The organism is Rhizobium aethiopicum (assembly GCF_014197535.1).
GTDB lineage: Bacteria > Pseudomonadota > Alphaproteobacteria > Rhizobiales > Rhizobiaceae > Rhizobium > Rhizobium aethiopicum_A.
In genome coordinates, this window is sequence record NZ_JACIFV010000003.1 from 317,397 (window position 1) to 340,302 (window position 22,906).

24 protein-coding genes are annotated in these 22,906 nt (G+C 62.8%); 17 read left to right on the forward strand and 7 right to left on the reverse strand.

Annotated features, from left to right (window positions below; all coding sequences use genetic code 11):
- Positions 1 to 8: 8 nt before the first annotated feature.
- From GGD53_RS06975 to hemC, 6 genes are all read right to left on the reverse strand, one after another.
- Positions 9 to 773, reverse strand: coding sequence for a glutamine amidotransferase (locus GGD53_RS06975; protein WP_184454778.1), 765 nt, complete (start codon positions 771 to 773; stop codon positions 9 to 11).
- Positions 751 to 1,236, reverse strand: a complete 486-nt coding sequence (locus tag GGD53_RS06980) for a TerB family tellurite resistance protein (RefSeq protein WP_085779719.1) — start codon at positions 1,234 to 1,236, stop codon at positions 751 to 753. Before GGD53_RS06980 ends, GGD53_RS06975 begins: the two co-directional genes overlap by 23 nt.
- A 17-nt stretch (positions 1,237 to 1,253) precedes the next feature.
- A complete protein-coding gene (locus GGD53_RS06985; protein ID WP_184454779.1) occupies positions 1,254 to 2,864 on the reverse strand; it encodes a heme biosynthesis protein HemY in 1,611 nt (536 codons plus the stop codon).
- A 4-nt stretch (positions 2,865 to 2,868) separates the two neighbouring features.
- Positions 2,869 to 4,137, reverse strand: coding sequence for a COG4223 family protein (locus tag GGD53_RS06990; RefSeq protein WP_184454780.1), 1,269 nt, complete (start codon positions 4,135 to 4,137; stop codon positions 2,869 to 2,871).
- A 339-nt stretch (positions 4,138 to 4,476) separates the two neighbouring features.
- The gene (locus tag GGD53_RS06995) at positions 4,477 to 5,184 is read right to left on the reverse strand and encodes a uroporphyrinogen-III synthase (RefSeq protein WP_184454781.1); all 708 of its coding nucleotides are present in this window, start codon (positions 5,182 to 5,184) and stop codon (positions 4,477 to 4,479) included.
- Between the two features lie 7 nt (positions 5,185 to 5,191).
- Positions 5,192 to 6,121 (reverse strand): hydroxymethylbilane synthase, encoded by a 930-nt coding sequence (gene hemC / locus GGD53_RS07000; protein ID WP_184454782.1) that lies wholly within the window; start codon positions 6,119 to 6,121, stop codon positions 5,192 to 5,194.
- 72 nt (positions 6,122 to 6,193) lie between these two features.
- Between hemC and tsaD the strand changes: the two genes are divergently transcribed.
- From tsaD to GGD53_RS07025, 5 genes are read left to right on the forward strand one after another with little or no spacing between them, the layout of a single operon-like run.
- Positions 6,194 to 7,291 (forward strand): tRNA (adenosine(37)-N6)-threonylcarbamoyltransferase complex transferase subunit TsaD, encoded by a 1,098-nt coding sequence (gene tsaD / locus GGD53_RS07005; RefSeq protein ID WP_184454783.1) that lies wholly within the window; start codon positions 6,194 to 6,196, stop codon positions 7,289 to 7,291.
- Positions 7,288 to 8,271 carry an NAD(P)H-dependent glycerol-3-phosphate dehydrogenase gene (locus GGD53_RS07010; protein WP_184454784.1) on the forward strand — a complete coding sequence of 328 codons (984 nt, stop codon included), beginning with the start codon at positions 7,288 to 7,290 and terminating at the stop codon, positions 8,269 to 8,271. The genes tsaD and GGD53_RS07010 overlap by 4 nt, the downstream gene beginning before the upstream one ends.
- A 10-nt stretch (positions 8,272 to 8,281) precedes the next feature.
- Positions 8,282 to 8,575 carry a YciI-like protein gene (locus GGD53_RS07015; RefSeq protein ID WP_064805448.1) on the forward strand — a complete coding sequence of 98 codons (294 nt, stop codon included), beginning with the start codon at positions 8,282 to 8,284 and terminating at the stop codon, positions 8,573 to 8,575.
- A gap of 2 nt (positions 8,576 to 8,577) precedes the next feature.
- Positions 8,578 to 9,009 carry an EVE domain-containing protein gene (locus tag GGD53_RS07020; protein WP_184454785.1) on the forward strand — a complete coding sequence of 144 codons (432 nt, stop codon included), beginning with the start codon at positions 8,578 to 8,580 and terminating at the stop codon, positions 9,007 to 9,009.
- A 6-nt stretch (positions 9,010 to 9,015) separates the two neighbouring features.
- On the forward strand, positions 9,016 to 9,666 hold the full coding sequence (locus GGD53_RS07025; RefSeq protein WP_184454786.1) for a class I SAM-dependent methyltransferase: 651 nt from the start codon (positions 9,016 to 9,018) through the stop codon (positions 9,664 to 9,666).
- Positions 9,667 to 9,674: 8 nt separating this feature from the next.
- Here GGD53_RS07025 and GGD53_RS07030 read toward each other — a convergent pair whose 3' ends face one another.
- Positions 9,675 to 10,169 (reverse strand): hypothetical protein, encoded by a 495-nt coding sequence (locus tag GGD53_RS07030; protein WP_184454787.1) that lies wholly within the window; start codon positions 10,167 to 10,169, stop codon positions 9,675 to 9,677.
- A gap of 313 nt (positions 10,170 to 10,482) precedes the next feature.
- Between GGD53_RS07030 and sdhC the strand changes: the two genes are divergently transcribed.
- The 12 genes from sdhC (at position 10,483) to GGD53_RS07090 (ending at position 22,887) form a co-directional block, all read left to right on the forward strand.
- Entirely contained in the window at positions 10,483 to 10,878 is a 396-nt protein-coding gene (gene sdhC / locus GGD53_RS07035) for a succinate dehydrogenase, cytochrome b556 subunit (RefSeq protein WP_184454788.1), read from the forward strand.
- A gap of 10 nt (positions 10,879 to 10,888) precedes the next feature.
- On the forward strand, positions 10,889 to 11,269 hold the full coding sequence (sdhD, locus tag GGD53_RS07040; RefSeq protein ID WP_064805439.1) for a succinate dehydrogenase, hydrophobic membrane anchor protein: 381 nt from the start codon (positions 10,889 to 10,891) through the stop codon (positions 11,267 to 11,269).
- A gap of 7 nt (positions 11,270 to 11,276) precedes the next feature.
- Complete coding sequence (gene sdhA / locus GGD53_RS07045; protein ID WP_184454789.1) at positions 11,277 to 13,118, forward strand: succinate dehydrogenase flavoprotein subunit; 1,842 nt, start codon at positions 11,277 to 11,279, stop codon at positions 13,116 to 13,118.
- A gap of 18 nt (positions 13,119 to 13,136) precedes the next feature.
- Positions 13,137 to 13,916, forward strand: a complete 780-nt coding sequence (locus GGD53_RS07050) for a succinate dehydrogenase iron-sulfur subunit (protein ID WP_011427088.1) — start codon at positions 13,137 to 13,139, stop codon at positions 13,914 to 13,916.
- Positions 13,917 to 13,985: 69 nt separating this feature from the next.
- Complete coding sequence (locus GGD53_RS07055) at positions 13,986 to 14,246, forward strand: hypothetical protein (RefSeq protein WP_348647400.1); 261 nt, start codon at positions 13,986 to 13,988, stop codon at positions 14,244 to 14,246.
- A gap of 134 nt (positions 14,247 to 14,380) precedes the next feature.
- A complete protein-coding gene (locus GGD53_RS07060; protein WP_184454790.1) occupies positions 14,381 to 14,896 on the forward strand; it encodes a protease inhibitor Inh/omp19 family protein in 516 nt (171 codons plus the stop codon).
- Positions 14,897 to 14,959: 63 nt separating this feature from the next.
- The gene (gene zapE, locus GGD53_RS07065; RefSeq protein WP_184454791.1) at positions 14,960 to 16,123 is read left to right on the forward strand and encodes a cell division protein ZapE; all 1,164 of its coding nucleotides are present in this window, start codon (positions 14,960 to 14,962) and stop codon (positions 16,121 to 16,123) included.
- A 174-nt stretch (positions 16,124 to 16,297) separates the two neighbouring features.
- Complete coding sequence (gene mdh / locus GGD53_RS07070) at positions 16,298 to 17,260, forward strand: malate dehydrogenase (RefSeq protein WP_010034465.1); 963 nt, start codon at positions 16,298 to 16,300, stop codon at positions 17,258 to 17,260.
- 34 nt (positions 17,261 to 17,294) lie between these two features.
- Positions 17,295 to 18,488, forward strand: coding sequence for an ADP-forming succinate--CoA ligase subunit beta (gene sucC, locus GGD53_RS07075; RefSeq protein ID WP_064805431.1), 1,194 nt, complete (start codon positions 17,295 to 17,297; stop codon positions 18,486 to 18,488).
- Between the two features lie 19 nt (positions 18,489 to 18,507).
- The gene (sucD, locus tag GGD53_RS07080; protein ID WP_008528022.1) at positions 18,508 to 19,410 is read left to right on the forward strand and encodes a succinate--CoA ligase subunit alpha; all 903 of its coding nucleotides are present in this window, start codon (positions 18,508 to 18,510) and stop codon (positions 19,408 to 19,410) included.
- A gap of 168 nt (positions 19,411 to 19,578) precedes the next feature.
- Positions 19,579 to 22,563, forward strand: a complete 2,985-nt coding sequence (locus GGD53_RS07085) for a 2-oxoglutarate dehydrogenase E1 component (RefSeq protein WP_184454792.1) — start codon at positions 19,579 to 19,581, stop codon at positions 22,561 to 22,563.
- Positions 22,564 to 22,578: 15 nt separating this feature from the next.
- Positions 22,579 to 22,887 carry a YciI family protein gene (locus tag GGD53_RS07090; RefSeq protein WP_184454793.1) on the forward strand — a complete coding sequence of 103 codons (309 nt, stop codon included), beginning with the start codon at positions 22,579 to 22,581 and terminating at the stop codon, positions 22,885 to 22,887.
- Positions 22,888 to 22,906 lie beyond the last annotated feature (19 nt).

Below are 22,906 nucleotides of genomic sequence, written 5' to 3' on the forward strand. Positions count from 1 at the left end.
AAACGGGATTATGCGTGCAGAGTAATAGACGATGTCGCCTTCGCCGACTTTCCCTCGAAGACGAGATCGAGGAATTCTGTCAGCCAGGCTCTCAGCGGCGCGTCGAACAGCATGCGGCCTTCGAGGTGTTCGCGGCCCTGCTGGGCGTTCGGCAGAATGAAGCGGTGCGCGCCGTGCACGACCCAGCGATGCATCATCACCCTGGTGAGCTCGGCATGGAACTGCAGGCCCCAGGCGTTGCCGTCGTAATGGAATGCTTGGTTCGGGTAGGCATCGCCTTCGGCCAGCAGGTCGGCGCCGTGTGGGAGCTCGAAGCCTTCGCGGTGAAAATGATAGACCATCTTCGGCCAGTGCATCAGCAGGCGGCCCTTCTCGGTCGGGTGCAGCGGGTACCAGCCGATCTCCGTCGAGCCGTCGGCATTCGGCTGCACCTTGCCGCCGAGATGACGCACCAGCATCTGGGCACCGAGGCAAATGCCGAGAAAAGGGCGTTTTTCCCGTAACGGGACCTCGATCCAGTCGATCTCCTTCTTGACGAAGTCATCCGGATCGTTGGCGCTCATCGGTCCGCCGAAGACGACGGCGCCGGCATGCTCTGCGAGCGTCGTCGGAAGCGGATCGCCGAGGACCGGGCGACGGATGTCGAGGCAGTAGCCTTTTTCGACCAGCAATTGCCCGACACGGCCGGCACTGGACCGCTCCTGATGCAGGACGATAAGGATCGGGCGCCGGTCGCGGTCCGGATTTTGCTCAGTCGGCATCATCTTGCGCAACCTGGATATCCGTGACCCTGGCGGCCGCCTCCTGCCGCTTCTGGATGCGTTCGCGTGAGGAGACCCCGAGCAGATCGGCGATACGCCAGATGACATGGTCTTCCATCTCGCTGCGCTCGCCATCGGCGTAAACGATGTCCCAGAGAATGCCGATCAGCTCCAGCCGTTGCTCGGTATCGAGATGGCGTTTCAGGTCGGCGGTGAAGCGATAATAATCGACGGCGGAGCTTTCGGCTTCGAGGCCGGCGGCCATCAAAGCATCGAGCTGCTTGCTGTCGAGCGAATACTGCTCCTTCAAGAGCTTGCGCAGCCGCTTCTTTTCACTGGCCTTGATCTGACCGTCGGCTTCCATCACCTGCATGCAGAGTGCTGCCACTGCGATGCGCGGGTCATCAGGGGCAAAGCCCTTCTTCGGACGATCGGCGGTGAGATTCTGGAAGAATGCCTGAAAGCGTTCGAACATGCGGGTTTCGTTCCGTGTCAGAAAAGGCGAAGCCGTGTCTTGGGTTCCGGTTCCCTCCTGGGATCGCGAACGCCGGGATCATCCGGCAGTCCGCCGAAAAAGGGCTTTGCTTCGTTCGGTGCCAGCGCTTTGTCGCTGGCGGTGGATTCGACGGGTTTCGGCTTTGCCGGTGCCGGTGGCGGGCGCACGGCCTCGGCGATCGTTGCGGCGCGTTCCAGCTCAATGATGCGGTGATCGTTGACCGGGCTTTCCGGCCTGACGTCACGCAGCGGCGGCAGGGTCTTCAGGGCCGTTTCGATCGAGGCGGGCGCCGACCCGTCTTCGAGCGGCCCCTCGATCTGACCGAAGGGCGCCTTCCATTCGAAGGCGTCGAGACGGCCTGTGACCGGCGACACCGGCAGCCATTTGTCGGAGACGAAACCATCCGCCACCCAGGCGGGATCGCGCGGGGCTTTCAGTGCCTGGGCCAGCCAGTGGCGCACGCGGCCCTGGTCGCCGGACTCGGCTTCCTCGATGTCGGCGAGCAGCAGGAAGGCGGCTTCACGCGGCTCAATATGCGCCGCCGCTTCCGCCTTGGCGCGCGCCTTGGCGAATTCCTGCGCGTCGAGCGCCGCCTGGGCGACGATGAGAAGAGATTCGACATTGTTCGGGCGCATCGCTTCCAGCCGTTCGGCGCGCTTCAGCCGGTCGAGCGTGGAATCGCCGCTGCGGGCTCTGACATAGGTCTGGCCAATCTCGGGGTGAGGCGCCGATTTCCACACCTGTTCGAGGATCGAAGCGGCCTTGCGCAGACCGCCTTCGCGGAACAGTGCCTTTGCGGCAATGAGAGCGGCCGGAACGAAATCGGCGGCGAACTTCAGCGCCTGCAGGGCGTCGTCGCGGGCACCGGCCGGGTTGCCTTCCAGCTTCTCGGCGGCGCGTGCCGTCAGGATCACGGCGTGCAGGCGGTTGGCCTCGGGTTTTTCGACGACGCGGGCGGCCTTCTGCTGCTCGAGCAGACGGATCGCATCATCCCAGCGGCCGGCTTGGCTGCGATATTCGAGGGTCGCCTGGGCGGCCCAGGGCAGATAGGGTGCGGTGTCGGCGGCCTTTTCGGCATATTGGCGGGCGGCTTCGTTGGCTCCGAGACGGCGGGCTTCGAGATAGAGACCGCGCAGGCCAAGCTCGCGCGTTTCCGGGTCATTGGCCATGGCTTCGAACTTGGCGCGGGCCTCGTCATGACGGCCCTCGATCAGCGCAGCCTGAGCCTCGAGCAGGTTGATCAGCGGCTCCTGATCGGCGCGGATGAGGCCGCGCGAGCGAGCGGCCATCTTGCGGGCGAGCAACGCATTGCCGGCGCCGGCGGCGATCAAGCCGGTCGACAGCGCCTGATAGCCGCGATCGCGCTTGCGGGCGCGGAAATAACGGGTCACCGAATGCGGCGAAGTCCACACCAGGCGAACGAACCACCAGGCGATCATCACGGCGGCGATAAGGGCGATGATCGCGCTGACCGCGACGATCAGTTTCGTCTGGTAGATCTGGCCCTCCCAGATCAGCGAGATGTCGCCAGGACGATCGGCGAACCAGGAGAAGCCGTAGGCGAGAGCCAACACGAAGAGGGCGAAGACGACAAGACGGATCAGCATGGTCTTATCCTTCCTTGCCTGTGCCGGAAACCGCTTTCGATAGCGCCCCGCCGACCAGTTCCTCGACACGGATGCGCGCTTCCAGCGACTGCTTGAAGGCGGCGGACGCCTGTTTGCCGGGGGGTGGTAGAGCGTTCCATTCGGCGGAAGCGCCGGGCAGATCGCCGTTCTTCACCTTGTCCTCCAGGCGGGCGGCGATCGCTTCGACGCTCTCACCTTCGATATTGCCGACCGGACGGACCTTGACCAGCGATTTCGCGCTCGCCATCAGCCGGTCCGACCAGCTCTGGTTCGGGTCCGGCTGGTTGACGGTTTCGACGATGGTGGTCGCAACGTCGGGAACCTGGCGCATCAGTTCGGCGCGCGAGGGAACGCCTGTCTCGGCAAAGCCACGCAGGTCGGTGACGGCAGGATCATCGGGCGCGACGCCGGCGAAGGTGTCGAGTTCGGCCATGAACGGGCCGCCGCGATCGATCGCTGCCTTCAGGGCGGCGGCCGCGATCGCCCGCGCGACGGCAACATCCTCGCGCGGTTCGTTGAGTTTCTTTTCGGCCTCGGCGAGACGCTTGGCGATATCGGCGTCGCTGCTCGTCTGCTGGTCGGAGGACTGGGTAAGCATCGAGCGCAGCTGATCGACCTGACTGCTCAGCTCTGCAATCTTCTGGTTGAGCGCCTCGACATTTGCAGGATCCGCCGATGGCGCCGCCGCGGGGTTCTTCGCAGCCGTTTCCAGCGCGGCGATCCGCGTCTCAAGCGCGCCGTCGTCCGCGCCTGCGGGATTGGCGGCAAGGTTGGCGACGGTCTGTTTCAACCCGTCGATCTCGCCGGAGAGATCGGCGATCTCGGGCGAGGAGATCTCAGGCGCTGAGGAGCCCGGGAGGTAACCGGCATATTGAATGACGCCTGCGCCAAGCAGCGCCACGAGGCCGCCGAAAATGCCGGCCGCGATAAGACCGGAGGTGCCGGCGCCCCGCGGCGCGGGTTGTTCGGCAGGGGGCGTGAAGGAAGGTTCGGCGACTGCCGGCGTCTCCTCCTCCGGCTCCGATTCGGGCTTGCTTTCAGGTTCAGGCTGCGACGCCGCTTCGGTTTCGGGCCGCGGGCCGAGATCCGCAGTGGGGCTATCGGCGTCGCCGGAATCATTGTTCACCGGCTTTTCGGTATCGGCTTCGGAGGCGAAGTCCTGTGCATCGAGGTCGATCGTGACCGGCTCATCGGCGCTCTTCGAATGGCGTGGCGGGTTTCCCGATACCATGAGGTCCTCTTTATCCTGCATTGCAACGAAACTAGACAGTGATGCCAATTAAGGGAAGAGGTTAGATCAAATTTGGGCGGTTTGAGCCTTTCCTGGTCAGATTGAAGCATTCTGTTGGCTCAAACGGAGTCGGATGGTCGACCGGCCGGCGCGCGTCGTAGCAAAGCTCTACGGCCAAGCCGGCCGGTCGATCAGGCGGCCCGTTTCAGCCAACCCGAAGGGCCGGGCATCTTTCCGCCAGGATCAAAGGCGATCGGCTCGGACGTACCAAGAGGTATGCCCGTCGCCAATCGCCTTTGCCCTGACGAAAACCTGCTCCGGCAGAACGCTTCAATCTGACCAGGAAAGGCTCAAAAGCCTTCAAAGCAGCGACAAAAGACTTTGCTCATCCGGCATGGATGAGATCGTCACAGTTTTTTTCAGGGACATCGGAATGGCCTGCGCCACCGCTTCGCTCAGGCAGAGAAGACGGATTTCGCGGTGTTCCGACAGGGCTGATCGCAGCTCCGCCAGGTGAAAAAAATCTTCCACCGTCTGCCGGGAATAGAAGAGAACGGCGTTAGGGCGGCCGCCGGAAAAGAGAGCTTCGATCTCGGCCGGGCTCGGAGCGACCGGCGTCATGCGATAACATTCGACGACCGAAAAGCGGATTCCGAGTTGGCACAATCTTGTTTCGAACGTTTCTGCGCGCGGCATGCCGGCAAGGTAGAGTAACTCTTCTGTTGCCTGTGCGGCGACGAGATCGGCGAGATCGCGGCCGTTGCCTGCGGCCGCGGCGACCGAGCGGAAACCGAGGCGGCGCGCCTCTTGCGCCGTCATCTCGCCGACCGCAAACAGCGGCCGGAGAAGATGCGGACGAAGTTTCTCGCCGAGCGCGGACACGACCCTGACGGCTTCGGCGCTGGTCACCGCGATCGCGCCGCTGGTGGCTTCGAGCGCGCCCGCCGCTGCGGCACTGTCGTGCTGTGGCCGGCGCAGCGGCAGCAGCAGAGGCTCGTGGCCCAGATCGCGCAGACGTTGTGCTGTTCTTGTCGCTGAATGCGCGGGGCGGGTGACGAGCACACGCATGGCGGCTTCAGTGCCAGTCGTCGAAGAAGGCGCTGCCGGCTCTTGCGCGCACGTCCTGGCCGGCGCGGGTGCCGAGTGCCGCCGCATCGCGGCGGTGGCCGTCGGTCGTCACCGCATGCTGGCTGCGGCCGTCGGGCGTGAGGATCAGGCCGGAGAAGCGGATCAGGTCGCCCTCGCAGACGGCATAGCCGGCGATCGGCGTGCGGCAGGAGCCGTCGAGAGCAGCGAGGAAGGCGCGCTCGCAGGAGACCGTGTCGAAGGTCGCGGCATCGTTGACTGCCGCCAGCAGGTCATCGATTTTTGTATCGCCGACACGGCTTTCGATGCAGATCGCCCCCTGCGCCGGCGCCGGTGGGAAGGTGTCGGGGTCGAGGATATCGGTGATCACCTCGACCCTGCCGAGCCGTTTCAGGCCGGCCAGCGCCAGCAGGGTCGCATCCGCCTGCCCTTCTTCAAGCTTGCGCAGCCGGGTTTCGACGAGGCCGCGGAAGGTGATGACGTTGATGTCTGGCCGCATGCGGCGGATCAGCGCCTGGCGGCGCAGCGACGAAGAGCCGACGGTGGCGCCATGCGGCAGGTCGATGAGCTTGCGCGCGGTGCGGCCGACGACGGCGTCGCGGATATCCTCGCGCGGCAGGTAGGCAGAGAGGTGAAGGCCGTCCGGCAGGTGCGTCGGCATGTCCTTGGCGGAGTGCACGGCATAATCCAGCTCGCCTGACACAAGTTTCTGCTCGAGCTCCTCGGTGAAGAGACCCTTGCCGCCGATCTCGGCCAGCGACCGATCGGTAATGCGGTCGCCCTTGGTGGACAGCACCACGATTTCGAACATCTCTTCGGGCAGATTATGCGCCGCCATCAGCCTGTCACGGGCCTCATGCGCCTGGGCAAGCGCCAGCGGGCTGCCCCGTGTGCCGATCCGGAAAGGTTTTGTTTGCATCCGCTCTGTTCCGTTGTTACCGGAATTCTCGTAAACGGGTTTCCGTTCCATCGCAATGAATGAACAGGCCACATGGTTCCCTTTCTGCGCATCCTCGGCATCGAAACAAGCTGCGACGAGACCGCCGCGGCCGTTGTCGAGCGTGATGCGGAGGGGCATTGCAACGTCCTGTCGGATGTTGTGCTTTCCCAGCTCGACGAGCACAGCGCCTATGGCGGCGTGGTGCCGGAGATCGCCGCGCGCGCCCATGTCGAGGCGCTGGACGAGCTGATCGAGCAGGCGCTGAAGCGCGCCAATGTGTCGCTTGATGATGTCGACGCCATCGCCGCCACTTCAGGCCCGGGCCTGATCGGCGGATTGCTTGTGGGATTGATGACCGGCAAGGCGATCGCCAGGGCCGCCGGCAAACCGCTCTATGCGGTCAACCATCTCGAGGGCCATGCGCTGACGGCGCGGCTGACCGACGGGCTCTCCTTTCCCTATCTGGTGCTGCTGGTCTCCGGCGGCCATACCCAGCTGATCCTGGTGCGCGGCGTCGGACAGTATGAACGTTGGGGCACGACGATCGACGATGCGCTCGGCGAAGCTTTCGACAAGACGGCAAAACTGCTCGGCCTGCCCTATCCCGGCGGCCCGGCGGTGGAGCGGATGGCGCGCGACGGCAATGCCGATCGCTTCGATTTTCCGCGCCCGCTCGTCGGCGAGGCGCGGCTGGACTTCTCCTTTTCCGGCCTGAAGACGGCGGTGCGGCAGGCGGCGCAGGATATCGCGCCGCTCAGCGATCAGGACGTGGCTGATATCTGCGCCTCGTTCCAGCGGGCGATTTCGCGCACGCTGAAGGACCGCATCGGCCGCGGACTGCAGCGGTTCAAGAGGGAGTTCCCGACGACCGGTGGGAAGCCGGCGCTGGTCGTTGCCGGCGGTGTCGCCGCCAATCTCGAACTGCGCGGTACGCTGCAGGCGCTCTGCGACAAGAACGGCTTCCGCTTCATTGCGCCGCCGCTCAGCCTCTGCACCGACAATGCGGTGATGATCGCCTGGGCGGGGCTCGAGCGCATGGCGACGGGCGTAGCGCCTGATACACTCGACGTGCAGCCGCGTTCGCGCTGGCCGCTCGACGCCAATGCCGAAACGCTGATCGGCTTTGGAAAGAGAGGAGCCAAGGCATGAGCGAAGAGATCGCCGTCATCGGATCGGGTGCTTTCGGCACGGCGCTTGCCGCCGTCATCGCCCTTGCCGGCCGCAGCGCCGTGACGCTCGTCGGACGCAAGCCATCGCTGATGGCCGATCTGAAGAGCGAACGGCTGCATGATGCCGTGCTGCCCGGCATTGTCCTGCCGGAATCGCTCGAATTCTCCGCCGAGACGGAGGCGGTCGCCGGCGCCTCCATCGTGCTCTTTGCGATGCCCTCGCAGGCGCAGGCCGATGCGGCGCGGCAATATGGTCCCTATCTGTCGAAGGATGCCGTTGTCGTCACCTGCGCCAAGGGCATCGAGCGGGCAACCGGCAATCTTTTGACCGACATGCTCGAGCGGGAACTGCCGGATCATCCGGTCGCGGTTCTCTCCGGTCCGGGATTTGCCGCCGATATCGCCAAAGGGCTGCCGACGGCGATGGCGATCGCGGCTGATGACATGGAGACGGCCGAGCGGCTCGCTCAGGCGATCTCCGGGCGGACCTTCCGGCTCTATGCTTCCACCGATCGCATCGGCGTGCAGCTCGGCGGCGCGCTCAAGAATGTACTGGCGATCGCCTGCGGCATCGTCGAAGGCCGCGGCATCGGCGAATCCGCCCGCGCGGCGTTGATTGCCCGCGGTCTCGCGGAAATGTCGCGTTTCATCGTGGCCAAAGGCGGTCAGGCCGATACGGTGCGCGGACTTTCCGGTCTTGGCGATCTGGTGCTGACGGCGACGAGCCAGCAATCGCGAAACCTGCGTTTCGGCATTGCGCTCGGGCGCGGCGAAAAGACCGATCCCGCGCACGGCGCGCTGGTGGAGGGTGCGTTTGCCGCTTCCGTCGCCTCCCGGCTTGCCGCGGAGCTTTCGATCAGCATGCCGATCACCGATGCCGTTTCCGCCATCATCGACGGCCGGCTCGATATATCGGACGCCATCGAGCAGTTGATGACGCGTCCAATCACCACCGAATAGGAGAATAGACATGCTTTTCGCCCTGCTCTGCAAGGACAAGCCGGGACATCTGAACGTCCGCATAGAGACGCGGCCGACGCATCTTGCCTATCTCGACAAGCTCAATGCCGAAGGCAAGCTCTCCATGGCCGGCCCTTTCCTTGACGACGAGGGCAAAGCCTGCGGCAGTCTGGTGCTTGTCAAGGCGGAGACGGCACAAGAGGCAAAGGCGCTCGCCGATGCCGATCCTTACGCCATGGCCGGTTTGTTCGAAAGCGTCGATATCAAGCCCTTCAACTGGGTCTTCAACAAGCCGGAGGCGTGAGCATGGCGCATTGGCTCTATAAATCCGAACCTGCCTCCTGGTCCTGGGAGCAGCAGAAGGCCGCCGGCGACAAGGGCACCGAATGGACCGGCGTGCGCAACTATCTGGCGCGCAACAACATGCGGGCGATGCAGATCGGCGACAAAGGGTTCTTCTACCATTCTAATGACGGGCTGGAGATCGTCGGCATCGTCGAAGTCGCAGCGCTGTCGCATCCCGACTCCACCGCCAGGGGCGATCCGAAGTGGGATTGCGTCGATATCCGCGCCGTCATGGACATGCCGAAGCCGGTGACGCTGAAGGACGTCAAGGCGAACCCGACGCTCGCCAAAATGTCGCTCGTCACCTCCATGCGCCTTTCGGTGCAGCCGGTGACGGATGACGAATGGGCCGAAGTCTGCCGCATGGGCGGGCTCGACAATCCGCCGCGCTGACGCCCTTTGAAGACCGATCCGGAAGCCTTCATTCGCGCCAATACCAGTCTGATGCCGCCGCCGCATGTGCCGGAGATTTCGCTCAATCTGGCGAGCGAGGCACATGAACTCTGGCTGAAGACCGAAGAGGAGCTGGAAGCCATCGGCCTGCCGCCACCCTTCTGGGCTTTTGCCTGGGCGGGCGGGCAGGGGCTGGCGCGCTACATCCTCGATCATCCGGACATGGTGCGTGGCAAGCGGGTGCTGGATTTTGCCAGCGGTTCCGGCCTTGTCGGCATTGCGGCCGTCATGGCCGGCGCCCGCGAGGTGTTGGCTGCCGATATCGACCCGTGGGCAAAGACGGCGATCCGGCTGAATGCCGAGGCCAATCATGTTGCGCTCGGGTTTACCGGCGCCGATCTGGTCGGTGCGAGTGTCGAGGCGGATATCGTGCTTGCCGGCGACGTCTTTTACGACCGCAGCTTTGCCGCTGCGCTCGTTCCGTGGTTCGCGAGGCTGGCGGCCGAGGGCAGGCTGGTGCTGGTCGGCGATCCCGGGCGAAGCTACCTGCCTCGGGACCGGCTGGAATTCTGCGCGGTTTATCAGGTGGCGGTGACGCGGGCGCTGGAGGACAGCGACGTCAAGAAGACGACCGTATGGCGCTTCGCGCCGGGTTGAAGAGAATTTTAAGGCCGGATGACGCAGACATTGGCTTCATAAGAGCAGGGGTCGTCCTGGATGGCGACGTCGATGATCTTCGCCTTCGGCGCCAGCGGCTCAGGCCGGGCTGCGGGATAGTAGCCATAGCCGTTGCCCCCGACATAGGTCCCGCCATCGGTTTCGTAGACATAGGAAGATCCGGCATAGGTGCCGCCGCCATATCCGCCGGCGGCCTGGGGCAGGAGGACGACGAGGCTGCCGCGGGTGACGCGATTGGCCGTCGGCGGCGAAAACCGCTCCAGCATCGGCATCCGCTTTCTGCCGTGTCGATGGCCATAGGCGCTGTCGAAACGAATGCCGCGATCGCGCCAGCTCAGCCTTTCACCGAGATAAAGTCCATCGTGGAAGGTGCGGTGATGACTGTGAAAGCGATGATCGTCGCGGCGCTCGCCCGCCATGGCAGGCAATGCTGCCACCGCGGCAAGGGTGAGCAAGGTAGCTCGCGAAAGAGTGCGAAACATGGATGCCGGCCTCCGGAAATGCAATCGTTAACAAATCATTAACGCCAGATTGCGCCAACAGCGGCAGCTTGTCCATGCGCGCCGGAAAAGGGGTCGAAATATTAAGCCGAAAAGCCCAGTTTCGTCGGCGCGCAAACTTCGCGGTAACCCGAATCGATTAAATTTAAAGCAGACAGCAATTGTGCTTGTCGTATCGCCTTCCGGTGATTAAACGTCGCATTTGATGCAACGCACACAAAGAATTCGTCATTCGTGTGGTTGACTGAGCATGCTCCGAAATCCGGGAGCGCAGAGAAGCCGCCGCGAGGTTCTGATGGCGAACGTGACAAATAACCGGCCCCTGTCGCCGCATTTGCAAGTCTATAAACTTATTCCCACCATGGTCATGTCCATCGTCCACCGCATCACCGGTGGCGCGCTCTACGTCGGCACGCTGCTGGTCGCCTGGTGGCTGATCGCGGCGGCAAGCGGCCAGAGCTCTTATGACTGGGCGAATTGGGTGCTCGGCAGCCTTCTCGGCAAACTCGTGCTGCTCGGCTACACCTGGGCACTGCTGCACCACATGCTCGGCGGTTTCCGCCATCTCATGTGGGACCTCGGCTACGGCTTCGAGAAGGAAGTCTCGACCAAGCTCGCCGTCGCCAACATCATCGGATCGCTCTGTCTGACCGTGCTGGTCTGGGCGATCGGCTTCCTCATTCGCTTCTGAAGGTCCTCTCATGGATATGCGCACCCCCCTCGGCAAGGTTCGCGGGCTCGGCTCCGCCAAGGAAGGCACCAGCCACTTCTGGCGTCAGCGGCTGACCGCGGTCTCCAATATTCCGTTGATCCTCTTCTTCGTCATCTTCATGATCACCTATGCCGGCGCGCCCTATGCGGATGTGGTTCGCGCCCTTTCGAACCCCTTCGTCGCGGTCGTCATGGGATTGATGGTGATATCGGGCGTCATCCATATGAAGCTCGGCATGCAGGTGATCATCGAGGATTACGTGCATGCCGAATTCGGCAAGATCGCTCTGCTGATGCTGAACACGTTCTTTGCGATCGTGATCGCCAGCCTCTGTCTCTTCGCCATTCTGAAAATCGCATTCGTAGGATAAGCTCGACATGGCACCGACTTCACCCGCCCAGAATGGCAAGGCCTACAAATATGTCGACCACTCCTATGACGTGATCGTCGTCGGCGCCGGCGGCGCGGGTTTGCGCGCGACGCTCGGCATGGCCGAGCAGGGTTTCCGTACCGCCTGCATCACCAAGGTGTTCCCGACCCGCTCGCATACGGTTGCGGCGCAGGGCGGCATCGCCGCCTCGCTGCGCAACATGACGCCGGACAGCTGGCAGTGGCATCTCTACGACACCGTCAAGGGTTCCGACTGGCTCGGCGACGTCGACGCCATGCAGTATCTCACCATGGAAGCGCCGAAGGCGGTCTATGAGCTCGAGCATTACGGCGTGCCGTTCTCGCGGAACGAGGAAGGCAAGATCTACCAGCGCCCGTTCGGCGGCCACATGCAGAATTACGGTGAAGGCCCGCCGGTGCAGCGCACCTGCGCCGTCGCCGACCGCACCGGCCACGCCATCCTGCATACGCTCTACGGCCAGTCGCTGCGCAACAATGCCGAATTCTTCATCGAATATTTCGCGCTCGATCTGATCATGTCGGAAGACGGCAGCCGCTGCACCGGCGTCGTCGCCTGGTGCCTCGATGACGGTACGATCCATCGCTTCGCCGCCAAGATGGTGGTGCTGGCGACCGGCGGCTACGGCCGCGCCTATTTCTCGGCAACGTCTGCCCATACCTGCACCGGCGATGGCGGCGGCATGGTGGCACGCGCCGGCCTGCCGCTTCAGGACATGGAATTCGTGCAGTTCCACCCGACCGGCATCTACGGTTCGGGCTGTCTGATCACCGAAGGCGCGCGCGGCGAAGGCGGTTACCTCGTCAACTCCGAGGGTGAGCGCTTCATGGAGCGTTATGCGCCTTCGGCCAAGGATCTTGCCTCGCGCGACGTCGTTTCGCGCTGCATGACGCTGGAGATCCGCGAAGGCCGTGGCGTCGGCAAGAACAAGGACCACATCTTCCTGCATCTCGACCATCTCGATCCGGCCGTTCTGCATGAGCGGCTGCCGGGGATTTCCGAGAGCGCCAAGATCTTCGCCGGCGTCGACGTCACGCGCGAACCGATCCCGGTTCTGCCGACCGTGCATTACAATATGGGCGGCATTCCCACCAATTATTGGGGCGAAGTGCTGAACGCCGATGGCGCCAATCCGGAGCGGATCATCCCTGGCCTGATGGCTGTGGGTGAAGCCGGCTGCGCCTCGGTGCACGGCGCCAACCGCCTCGGCTCCAACTCGCTGATCGACCTCGTGGTCTTCGGCCGCGCCGCTGCGATCCGCGCCGGCGAGGTGATCGACCGCGCAGCGCCGATCCCGCATCTCAACGTCGCTGCCTGCGACAAGATCATGGACCGCTTCGACGGTCTGCGTCACGCCAGCGGCGGCACGCCGACGGCTGTGCTGCGCGAGAAGATGCAGCGCGCCATGCAGGAAGACGCCGCCGTCTTCCGCACGCAGGAATCGCTGGAATCCGGCTGCCGGCGTATTTCGGCGATCTGGGGCGAAATGAAGGACATCAAGGTCACCGACCGATCGATGGTCTGGAACTCCGATCTCGTGGAAACGCTCGAGCTGCAGAACCTGATGGCAAACGCCATCACGACGATCTACGGCGCCGAGGCCCGCAAGGAGAGCCGCGGTTCGCACGCTCGCGAGGATTATACCGAAGGTGCATTCGCCGGCCGCGACGACGTCAACTGGCGCAAGCATACGCTCGCCTGGGTGAGCGAGGCAGGCGAGGTGAAACTCGACTACCGGCCTGTTCACACCGAGCTGATCGCTGAAGGCATCGATCCGCACAAGATCGAGCCGAAGGCGCGCGTCTACTGATCTCAAGAGGAACCTGGCATGGTTGAACTCGCTCTCCCCAAAAACTCCCAGATGCGCGAAGGCAAGGTCTGGCCGAAGCCGGCCGGTGCGACCAACACCCGCGAATTCCGCGTCTACCGCTGGAGCCCGGATGACGGCCAGAATCCGTCGATCGACACCTTCTACATCGATGTCGACGATTGCGGCCCGATGGTGCTCGACGGTCTGCTCTACATCAAGAACAAGATCGACCCGACGCTGACGCTGCGCCGCTCCTGTCGCGAAGGGATCTGCGGTTCCTGCGCGATGAACATCGACGGCACCAACACGCTTGCCTGCACCAAGGGCCTCGACGATATCACGGGCGCGGTGAAGATCTATCCGCTGCCGCATCTGCCCGTCGTCAAGGATCTGGTGCCCGATCTCAGCAACTTCTACGCCCAGCATCGCTCGATCGAGCCCTGGCTGAAGACGGTGTCGCCGACGCCCGCCAAGGAATGGAAGCAAAGCCATGAGGACCGGCAGAAGCTCGACGGTCTTTATGAATGCATCCTCTGCGCCTGCTGCTCGACCTCCTGTCCGAGCTACTGGTGGAACGGCGACCGTTATCTCGGTCCGGCGGTTCTGCTGCAGGCCTATCGCTGGCTGATCGATTCCAGAGACGAGGCGACCGGCGAACGTCTCGACAATCTCGAGGACCCGTTCCGCCTCTACCGCTGCCACACGATCATGAACTGTGCGCAGACCTGTCCGAAGGGCCTCAATCCGGCCAAGGCAATCGCCGAAATCAAGAAGATGATGGTCGAGCGCCGGGTCTGATCGGTATGCGTGCCACTGGGTTGGACGGCTTCGATCCCGGAGCCGTCGCGGAGATCACGCATCGGTCTGGTGATCGAAAGCGGCAACCGCGCCTGGGGCTTTCCGTCTCCCGATCATCTGGTGCCGGGAAAGTTGCGGCAAATTATGCCGGGCTTATGCGGCAACATTTTCAAGACCGCGCCGAAGCCGGTGCGGTTATTCCTGCGCAGTTCGTTCGAGCACTATTCCGAGACATTGCGGGAGTTTGGCAGAAATCCTGACAGAGATGAGCGCGCGCAACACCTTGCTGACAAATTCTATGTGCAGGAAGTTTTGCAGCAGGGCAGTTGAACTGTATCGTTTTTCGGTTAGGTGTTGTCACGGGCAATTTCTGCAACCGACTTGATTAACCAAAGCGAATTACGATAATCGAACATGTCTCACGCCCGTTCTTTGCGGCGATAGCCGAATTCAGGAGTATGATGATGCAGTTGCGATATGCGATGACAGGTCTGGTGGTGGCTCTCGCGCTAGCCGGTTGTCAGCGTACGGCATATGATTATAGCTCCAACTCGAACGCCGGACCGGCGCCGTTGACGGCGCAGCCTGTCCCCTCCGTGCAGGGCGGTCAGCTTCCGCCGCCGACCGGCAGCTCGCAGTTTCCGGCCGCGCCGACGGCGACGGCGCCGTTGCCCGGGGCACAGTCCGGCGCCATGGCTGCGAATGCGCTCGACGTCACCAAGGAATCGATGGTCGGAAGCTGGCGCGTCAACGGCAGCTGCGATATGTTCCTGACGCTCACCAATCTCGGCAGCGGGTCGCGTGGCGGCACGCGCGGTTGCGTCGGCGAGCTGACGGCGATGGGCTCCTGGGAGGTCGCGGGCAAGCAGGTGCTGCTCAAGGATCGTTCGGGCAACCAGATCGGCAGCGTCTACAAGACAGCCGACAATCGCTTCCAGGGCCAGACGAATACCGGTCAGCAGATCAGCCTCAGCCGGTAAACCAACCGCGCGGTAAACGATCCGGCGGCGCGCCGCTGATGACTGACAGGCGGACGTGCCCTCATGCAGCCAATGCCAGATTATACGCTCAGCGTTTGCGAACAGCTTAAATCGCTGACGCTTGCCGGTGCGTTGCAGGTCGATTCCGCCCAGATGGAGGTGGCCAAAAGCCTGGATCGGGTGCTTGCCGGGCTGAAGCAACTGCGGCCGGCGGCCAAAGCGAGCGCGCTCGGCTGGCTGTTTGCCAAGAAGAAGAAAGCCGCTGACGGCATCAAGGGGCTTTACATTCACGGCAGCGTCGGACGCGGCAAGACCATGCTGATGGACATGTTCTTCGCCATGGCGCCGTGCAGGAAGAAGCGCCGGGCGCATTTCCATGAATTCATGGCGGATGTGCACAACCGTATTGCTGCACACCGGCTGAAGCTCAAGAACGGCGAGACGAAGCAGGCCGATCCGATGCCGCCAGTCGCTGCAGCTCTCTACGAGGAAGCGGAACTGCTCTGCTTCGATGAATTCACCGTCACCGACATTGCCGACGCGATGATCCTGTCGCGGTTGTTCTCCGAACTCTTTGCGCGGGGATGCGTGCTGGTCGCGACCTCGAATGTCGAACCCGACAATCTCTACAAGGATGGGCTCAATCGCGGCCTGTTCCTGCCCTTCCTCGCTCTGCTCAAGCAGCATGTCGATGTCGTCACGCTGGATTCGCCGACCGACTACCGGATGGAGAAGCTGAATAGCCAACCGGTCTATCTCGTGCCAATCAGCGAGCATAACGACATGGCGATGGAGGCGTCCTGGACGCAGGCGCTGCATGGGCGCAAGGCGCAGCCGCTCGATATTCCGATGAAGGGGCGCTCCATCCACGTGCCGCTTGCCGCCGACCGGATGGCGCGCTTCTCTTTCGCCGATCTCTGCGACAAGCCGCTCGGGGCCGCCGATTTCCTGGCTATCGCCGAACGCTTCGATACAATCTTCCTCGATCACGTTCCCTTGCTCGGGCCGGAAAAGCGGAACCAGATCAAGCGTTTCATCATTCTGGTCGATACGCTCTACGATCATGCCGTGCGGCTTTACATATCCGCGGCGGCGTTGCCGGAGAACCTGCTCGTCAATCGCCGGGGCACCGAGGGCTTTGAATTCGATCGCACGGCGTCGCGCCTGTTCGAGATGCGGAGCGCGGAATATCTTGCGCTGCACCATGAGAAACGCGCCGCAGAGTAACAACGCGGTGGCAAACTATCTTACGTTTACGTAAGAATTTTAGTATCTAAACGATTGAAAATGCTGCATCAAAATTAATGGATTGCCATTTTTAGCCTTTGGGTCTATGCGAGTGCGTCATTGGGCGGCCCTGCAGCGTCGTTCGACGAATTTGATCGCAAAGGAAACAGCGAAATGGCGCGTAACAAGATCGCACTCATTGGTTCTGGCATGATTGGTGGCACGCTGGCGCATCTCGCCGGCCTGAAGGAACTCGGCGACATCGTCCTCTTCGACATTGCCGATGGCATCCCCCAGGGCAAGGGCCTCGACATCGCACAGTCCTCTCCGGTCGAAGGCTTCGACGCCAATCTGACCGGCGCCAGCGACTATTCGGCGATCGAGGGCGCCGACGTCTGCATCGTCACCGCCGGCGTTCCGCGCAAGCCGGGCATGAGCCGCGACGACCTTCTGGGCATCAACCTCAAGGTCATGGAGCAGGTCGGCGCCGGCATCAAGAAATATGCCCCGAACGCCTTCGTGATCTGCATCACCAACCCGCTCGATGCCATGGTCTGGGCGCTGCAGAAGTTCTCGGGCCTTCCGGCCAACAAGGTCGTCGGCATGGCCGGTGTTCTCGACTCCTCGCGCTTCCGTCTCTTTCTCGCCAAGGAATTCAACGTCTCCGTTCAGGATGTGACGGCCTTCGTGCTCGGCGGCCACGGCGATACGATGGTGCCGCTCGCCCGCTACTCCACCGTCGGCGGCATTCCGCTCACCGACCTCGTCACCATGGGCTGGGTCACCAAGGAGCGCCTCGAAGAGATCATCCAGCGCACCCGTGACGGCGGCGCCGAGATCGTCGGCCTGCTGAAGACCGGTTCGGCCTATTATGCGCCGGCTGCCTCGGCGATCGAAATGGCCGAATCCTACCTCAAGGACAAGAAGCGCGTCCTGCCTTGCGCGGCCCATCTGACCGGCCAGTACGGTGTCAAGGACATGTATGTCGGCGTTCCCACCGTCATCGGCGCCGGCGGCGTCGAGCGCGTCATCGAGATCGACCTCAACAAGACCGAGAAGGAAGCCTTCGACAAGTCGGTCGGCGCCGTCGCCGGTCTTTGCGAAGCCTGCATCAACATCGCGCCTGCCCTGAAGTAATCGGCGCTGAAGTAATCGAAACAGGGATAGACCCATGAACATTCATGAATATCAGGCCAAGGCTCTGCTGAAGGGCTATGGCGCACCGGTTGCCGAGGGTGTGGCAATTCTCAAGGTTGAAGAGGCCGAGGCGGCTGCCAAGTCGCTTCCCGGCCCGCTTTACGTGGTCAAGAGCCAGATCCATGCGGGCGGCCGCGGCAAGGGCAAGTTCAAGGAACTGTCGCCGGAAGCCAAGGGCGGCGTACGTCTCGCCAAGTCGATCGAAGACGTCGTTGCCAACGTCAAGGAGATGCTCGGCAACACGCTGGTGACTGCGCAGACCGGCGTAGCCGGCAAGCAGGTCAATCGCCTTTATATCGAAGACGGCGCCGACATCGAGCGCGAACTCTACTGCTCGCTGCTGGTCGACCGCTCGGTCGGTAAGGTCGCCTTCGTCGTCTCCACCGAAGGCGGCATGGACATCGAAGCCGTTGCCCACGATACGCCCGAGAAGATCCAGACCATCGCCATCGATCCGGAAGCCGGCGTGACGGCTGCCGACGTCGCCAAGATCTCCGCCGCTCTCAAGCTCGAAGGCGCTGCCGCAGAAGACGCCAAGTCGCTCTTCCCGCTGCTCTACAAGGCCTTCAACGAGAAGGATATGTCTCTTCTCGAAATCAATCCGCTGATCGTCATGAAGAATGGCCATCTGCGCGTCCTCGACGCCAAGATGTCGTTCGACGGCAACGCGCTCTTCCGTCACGACGACGTCAGGGCGCTGCGCGACGAGACCGAAGAAGACGCCAAGGAAATCGAGGCTTCCAAGTGGGACCTCGCCTATGTTGCGCTCGACGGCAATATCGGCTGCATGGTCAACGGCGCGGGCCTCGCCATGGCGACGATGGACATCATCAAGCTGTACGGCAAGGAGCCGGCCAACTTCTGCGACGTCGGCGGCGGCGCCGGCAAGGAGAAGGTCGCTGCGGCGTTCAAGATCATCACCGCAGACCCGAAGGTCGAGGGCATTCTCGTCAACATCTTCGGCGGCATCATGAAGTGCGACGTCATCGCTGAAGGCGTCATTGCCGCGGTCAAGGAAGTCGGTCTCAAGGTTCCGCTTGTCGTGCGCCTTGAAGGCACCAATGTCGAGCTCGGCAAGAAGATCCTGAACGAGTCGGGTCTCGCGATCACGGCGGCTGACGACTTGGACGATGCGGCCAAGAAGATCGTCGCGGCGATCAACGGCTAATTTTGAGGGATCGGAAAGAATGTCTATTCTCGTCAATAAAGACACCAAGGTCCTCGTTCAGGGTCTGACCGGCAAGACCGGCACGTTCCACACCGAACAGGCGCTCGCTTACTACGGCACCCAGATGGTCGGCGGCATCCACCCGAAGAAGGGTGGTGAAACCTGGACCGGCGCAAAAGGCGAAAGCCTGCCGATCTTCGCGACCGTTGCCGAGGGCAAGGAAAAGACCGGCGCCGACGCGACCGTCATCTATGTTCCGCCGGCGGGCGCTGCCGATGCTATCATCGAAGCGATCGACGCCGAGATACCGTTCATCACCTGCATCACCGAAGGCATTCCGGTCATGGACATGGTGCGCGTGAAGGCTCGCCTCGACCGCTCCAAGTCGCGCCTGCTTGGGCCGAACTGCCCGGGCATCCTGACGCCGGAAGAATGCAAGATCGGCATCATGCCGGGCTCAATCTTCCGCAAGGGTTCGGTCGGTATCGTGTCCCGCTCGGGCACGCTGACCTATGAAGCCGTCTTCCAGACCTCCAACGAAGGTCTCGGCCAGACGACGGCCGTCGGCATCGGCGGCGATCCGGTCAAGGGCACCGAGTTCATCGACGTGCTCGAGATGTTCCTCGCCGACGAAGCCACGACCTCGATCATCATGATCGGCGAAATCGGCGGCTCGGCTGAAGAAGACGCGGCTCAGTTCCTGAAGGACGAAGCCAAGAAGGGCCGCAAGAAGCCGATGGCCGGCTTCATCGCCGGCCGCACGGCGCCGAAGGGCCGCACCATGGGCCATGCCGGCGCCGTGGTATCCGGCGGCAAGGGCGATGCTGAATCGAAGATCGCGGCGATGGAATCGGCTGGCATCAAGGTGTCTCCGTCTCCGGCCCGCCTCGGCAAGACGCTGGTGGAAGTCCTGAAGGGCTGAAGCCACCTATAGACCGGGCGGAGGAACGGCATCTGCGCCTTCCGCCCGGCTTGCATACGAGAGCAGCAGATGCGCCGCGGACAGGCGGCGATCGGAATGCGGCAGCCGGCGATCGATCCGGCAAATTCATCAAAGTCAGGAGGCGGACCGAAGCGTCCGCATATCACCATGGCACGGCAAGAAGCCAACGAGCAGTTTCAGATCACCTCGTTTCTGGATGGCGCCAACGCGGCCTATATCGAGCAGCTCTATGCGCGCTACGAAGAGGATCCGGCGTCGGTCGACGATCAATGGCGCGCCTTCTTCAAGGCGCTGGAAGACGATCCTGCCGATGTGAAAAAGGCGGCCAAGGGAGCTTCCTGGCGCAGGAAGAACTGGCCTCTGGCGGCCGGCGGCGATCTGGTATCGGCGCTCGACGGCGACTGGGGCATCGTCGAGAAGGTGATCGAGACGAAGGTGAAGGCCAAGGCCGCAGCCGAGGGCAAGCCTGCCGACAGCATCGACGTGCTGCAGGCAACGCGCGATTCCGTGCGCGCCATCATGATGATCCGCGCCTACCGCATGCGCGGCCACCTGCATGCCAAGCTCGACCCGCTCGGCATCGCCGCCGCCGTCGACGACTATCGCGAACTGTCACCGGAAAATTACGGCTTCACATCAGCCGATTACGACCGCAAGATCTTCATCGACAACGTGCTCGGCCTGGAATACGCGACCATCCGCGAGATGATCGAAATCCTCGAACGCACCTACTGCTCGACGCTCGGCGTCGAATTCATGCATATCTCCAACCCGGAAGAGAAGGCCTGGATCCAGGAGCGCATCGAAGGTCCTGACAAGGGCGTGGCCTTCTCCCCCGAAGGCAAGAAGGCGATCCTTGCCAAGCTCGTCGAAGCTGAAGGCTACGAGCAGTTCCTTGACGTCAAGTTCAAGGGCACCAAGCGCTTCGGCCTCGACGGCGGCGAATCGCTGATCCCAGCGCTGGAGCAGATCCTGAAGCGCGGCGGTCATCTCGGTCTGAAGGAAGCCGTGTTCGGCATGGCCCATCGCGGCCGCCTAAACGTGCTCTCCCAGGTCATGGGCAAGCCGCACCGCGCCATCTTTCACGAATTCAAGGGCGGCTCCTACGCACCCGATGAAGTCGAAGGCTCGGGTGACGTCAAGTACCATCTCGGTGCATCCTCCGACCGCGAATTCGACGGCAACAAGGTACACGTGTCGCTGACGGCAAACCCGTCGCATCTCGAAATCGTCGATCCCGTCGTCATGGGCAAGGCGCGCGCCAAGCAGGACATGAGCGCTACGGTGTGGGAAGGCGACATCATCCCGCTTTCCGAACGCTCCAAAGTTCTGCCGCTGCTGATCCACGGCGATGCGGCCTTCGCCGGCCAAGGCGTCATTGCCGAAATCCTCGGTCTTTCCGGTCTGCGCGGCCACCGTGTTGCCGGCACCATGCACGTCATCATCAATAACCAGATCGGCTTCACGACCAATCCGGCCTTTTCGCGCTCGTCGCCCTATCCGTCCGACGTCGCCAAGATGATCGAAGCGCCGATCCTGCACGTCAACGGCGACGATCCGGAAGCGGTCGTCTACGCAGCCAAGATCGCGACCGAATTCCGCATGAAGTTCCACAAGCCTGTGGTGCTCGACATGTTCTGCTATCGCCGCTACGGCCATAATGAAGGCGACGAACCGTCCTTTACGCAGCCGAAGATGTACAAGGTCATTCGCGGTCACAAGACCGTGCTGCAGCTCTATGCGGCGCGCCTTGTCGCCGAAGGCCTGCTCACCGAAGGCGAAGTCGAGAAGATGAAGGCCGACTGGCGCGCGCATCTCGAGCAGGAGTTCGACGCCGGCCAGCACTACAAGCCGAACAAAGCCGACTGGCTTGATGGCGAGTGGTCGGGCCTGCGCACGGCCGACAATGCCGACGAACAGCGCCGCGGCAAGACCGCGGTGCCGATGAAGACGCTGAAGGAGATCGGCCGCAAGCTCTCGGAAATCCCGGCGGGCTTCAATGCGCACCGCACGATCCAGCGTTTCATGGAAAACCGGGCGAACATGATCGCCACCGGCGAGGGACTCGACTGGGCGATGGCCGAAGCGCTCGCTTTCGGCGCGCTTTGCCTCGAAGGCCACAAGATCCGCCTGTCCGGTCAGGATTGCGAACGCGGCACCTTCTCGCAACGCCACTCGGTTCTCTACGACCAGGAAACCGAGGAACGCTACATTCCGCTCGCCAATCTCTCGCCGACGCAGGCCCGCTACGAAGTCATCAACTCGATGCTTTCGGAAGAGGCCGTGCTCGGCTTCGAATACGGCTACTCGCTCGCCCGCCCGAATGCGCTGACGCTCTGGGAAGCGCAGTTCGGCGATTTCGCCAACGGCGCGCAGGTGGTCTTCGACCAGTTCATCTCGTCGGGAGAACGCAAGTGGCTGCGCATGTCCGGCCTCGTCTGCCTGCTGCCGCACGGCTATGAAGGCCAGGGTCCGGAGCACTCCTCGGCTCGCCTGGAACGCTTCCTGCAGCTCTGCGCGGAAGACAACATGCAGGTCGCCAATGTCACGACGCCGGCGAACTACTTCCACATCCTGCGCCGGCAGCTGAAGCGCGACTTCCGTAAGCCGCTGATCCTGATGACGCCGAAGTCGCTGCTGCGTCACAAGCGGGCCGTTTCGACTCTTGCGGAACTCGCCGGCGAATCGGCCTTCCATCGCCTGCTGTGGGACGATGCCGAGGTGATCAAGGACGGCCCGATCAAGCTGCAGAAGGACAACAAGATCCGCCGTGTCGTCATGTGCTCCGGCAAGGTCTATTACGACCTTCTGGAAGAGCGTGAAAAGCGCGGCATCGACGACATCTATCTCCTGCGCGTCGAGCAGCTCTATCCGTTCCCGGCAAAGGCGCTCATCAACGAACTGTCGCGCTTCCGCAATGCCGAGATGGTCTGGTGCCAGGAAGAGCCGAAGAACATGGGCGCATGGTCGTTCATCGACCCGTTCCTCGAGTGGGTGCTTGCCCATATCGACGCGAAGTACCAGCGCGTCCGTTATACCGGCCGCCCGGCCGCCGCCTCGCCGGCGACGGGCCTGATGTCCAAGCATCTGTCGCAGCTCGCCGCATTCCTCGAGGATGCATTGGGCGGCTAAATAAAGGGGGGCGCAATGGCTTATTTCTTTTTGAGACTGCTGCCGCCGCGCCCCACTTTTCCGCATGACGGGACGGGGGAAGAAATGGCGGCGATGAAACGCCATGTCGAATATTGGCATCGGCAGGCCCTTGCGGGATCGGCAATTGTTGTCGGTCCCGTGTTCGAGGGTCAAGGCGCCTTCGGCATGGCAGTCGTCGAAGTGGAGGATCAGCCGGCGGCGCAAGCTCTTGCCGACGGCGATCCGATCATCGCTTCCGGTCTCGGTTTCCGTTTCGATATTCTGCCGATGCCCTCGATCATTTTGCGGCCGCCCGCCGTCTGAAACGCATAAACGAAAACAC

Coding starts and splice junctions, on each gene's coding strand:
- GGD53_RS06980 (WP_085779719.1), bottom strand. CDS start 1,236: ATGTTCGAACGCTTTCAGGCATTCTTCCAGAATCTCACCGCCGATCGT.
- GGD53_RS06985 (WP_184454779.1), bottom strand. CDS start 2,864: ATGCTGATCCGTCTTGTCGTCTTCGCCCTCTTCGTGTTGGCTCTCGCC.
- GGD53_RS06990 (WP_184454780.1), bottom strand. CDS start 4,137: ATGCAGGATAAAGAGGACCTCATGGTATCGGGAAACCCGCCACGCCAT.
- GGD53_RS06995 (WP_184454781.1), bottom strand. CDS start 5,184: ATGCGTGTGCTCGTCACCCGCCCCGCGCATTCAGCGACAAGAACAGCA.
- hemC (WP_184454782.1), bottom strand. CDS start 6,121: ATGCAAACAAAACCTTTCCGGATCGGCACACGGGGCAGCCCGCTGGCG.
- tsaD (WP_184454783.1), top strand. CDS start 6,194: ATGGTTCCCTTTCTGCGCATCCTCGGCATCGAAACAAGCTGCGACGAG.
- GGD53_RS07010 (WP_184454784.1), top strand. CDS start 7,288: ATGAGCGAAGAGATCGCCGTCATCGGATCGGGTGCTTTCGGCACGGCG.
- GGD53_RS07015 (WP_064805448.1), top strand. CDS start 8,282: ATGCTTTTCGCCCTGCTCTGCAAGGACAAGCCGGGACATCTGAACGTC.
- GGD53_RS07020 (WP_184454785.1), top strand. CDS start 8,578: ATGGCGCATTGGCTCTATAAATCCGAACCTGCCTCCTGGTCCTGGGAG.
- GGD53_RS07030 (WP_184454787.1), bottom strand. CDS start 10,169: ATGTTTCGCACTCTTTCGCGAGCTACCTTGCTCACCCTTGCCGCGGTG.
- sdhC (WP_184454788.1), top strand. CDS start 10,483: ATGGCGAACGTGACAAATAACCGGCCCCTGTCGCCGCATTTGCAAGTC.
- sdhD (WP_064805439.1), top strand. CDS start 10,889: ATGGATATGCGCACCCCCCTCGGCAAGGTTCGCGGGCTCGGCTCCGCC.
- sdhA (WP_184454789.1), top strand. CDS start 11,277: ATGGCACCGACTTCACCCGCCCAGAATGGCAAGGCCTACAAATATGTC.
- GGD53_RS07050 (WP_011427088.1), top strand. CDS start 13,137: ATGGTTGAACTCGCTCTCCCCAAAAACTCCCAGATGCGCGAAGGCAAG.
- GGD53_RS07060 (WP_184454790.1), top strand. CDS start 14,381: ATGCAGTTGCGATATGCGATGACAGGTCTGGTGGTGGCTCTCGCGCTA.
- zapE (WP_184454791.1), top strand. CDS start 14,960: ATGCAGCCAATGCCAGATTATACGCTCAGCGTTTGCGAACAGCTTAAA.
- mdh (WP_010034465.1), top strand. CDS start 16,298: ATGGCGCGTAACAAGATCGCACTCATTGGTTCTGGCATGATTGGTGGC.
- sucC (WP_064805431.1), top strand. CDS start 17,295: ATGAACATTCATGAATATCAGGCCAAGGCTCTGCTGAAGGGCTATGGC.
- sucD (WP_008528022.1), top strand. CDS start 18,508: ATGTCTATTCTCGTCAATAAAGACACCAAGGTCCTCGTTCAGGGTCTG.
- GGD53_RS07085 (WP_184454792.1), top strand. CDS start 19,579: ATGGCACGGCAAGAAGCCAACGAGCAGTTTCAGATCACCTCGTTTCTG.
- GGD53_RS07090 (WP_184454793.1), top strand. CDS start 22,579: ATGGCTTATTTCTTTTTGAGACTGCTGCCGCCGCGCCCCACTTTTCCG.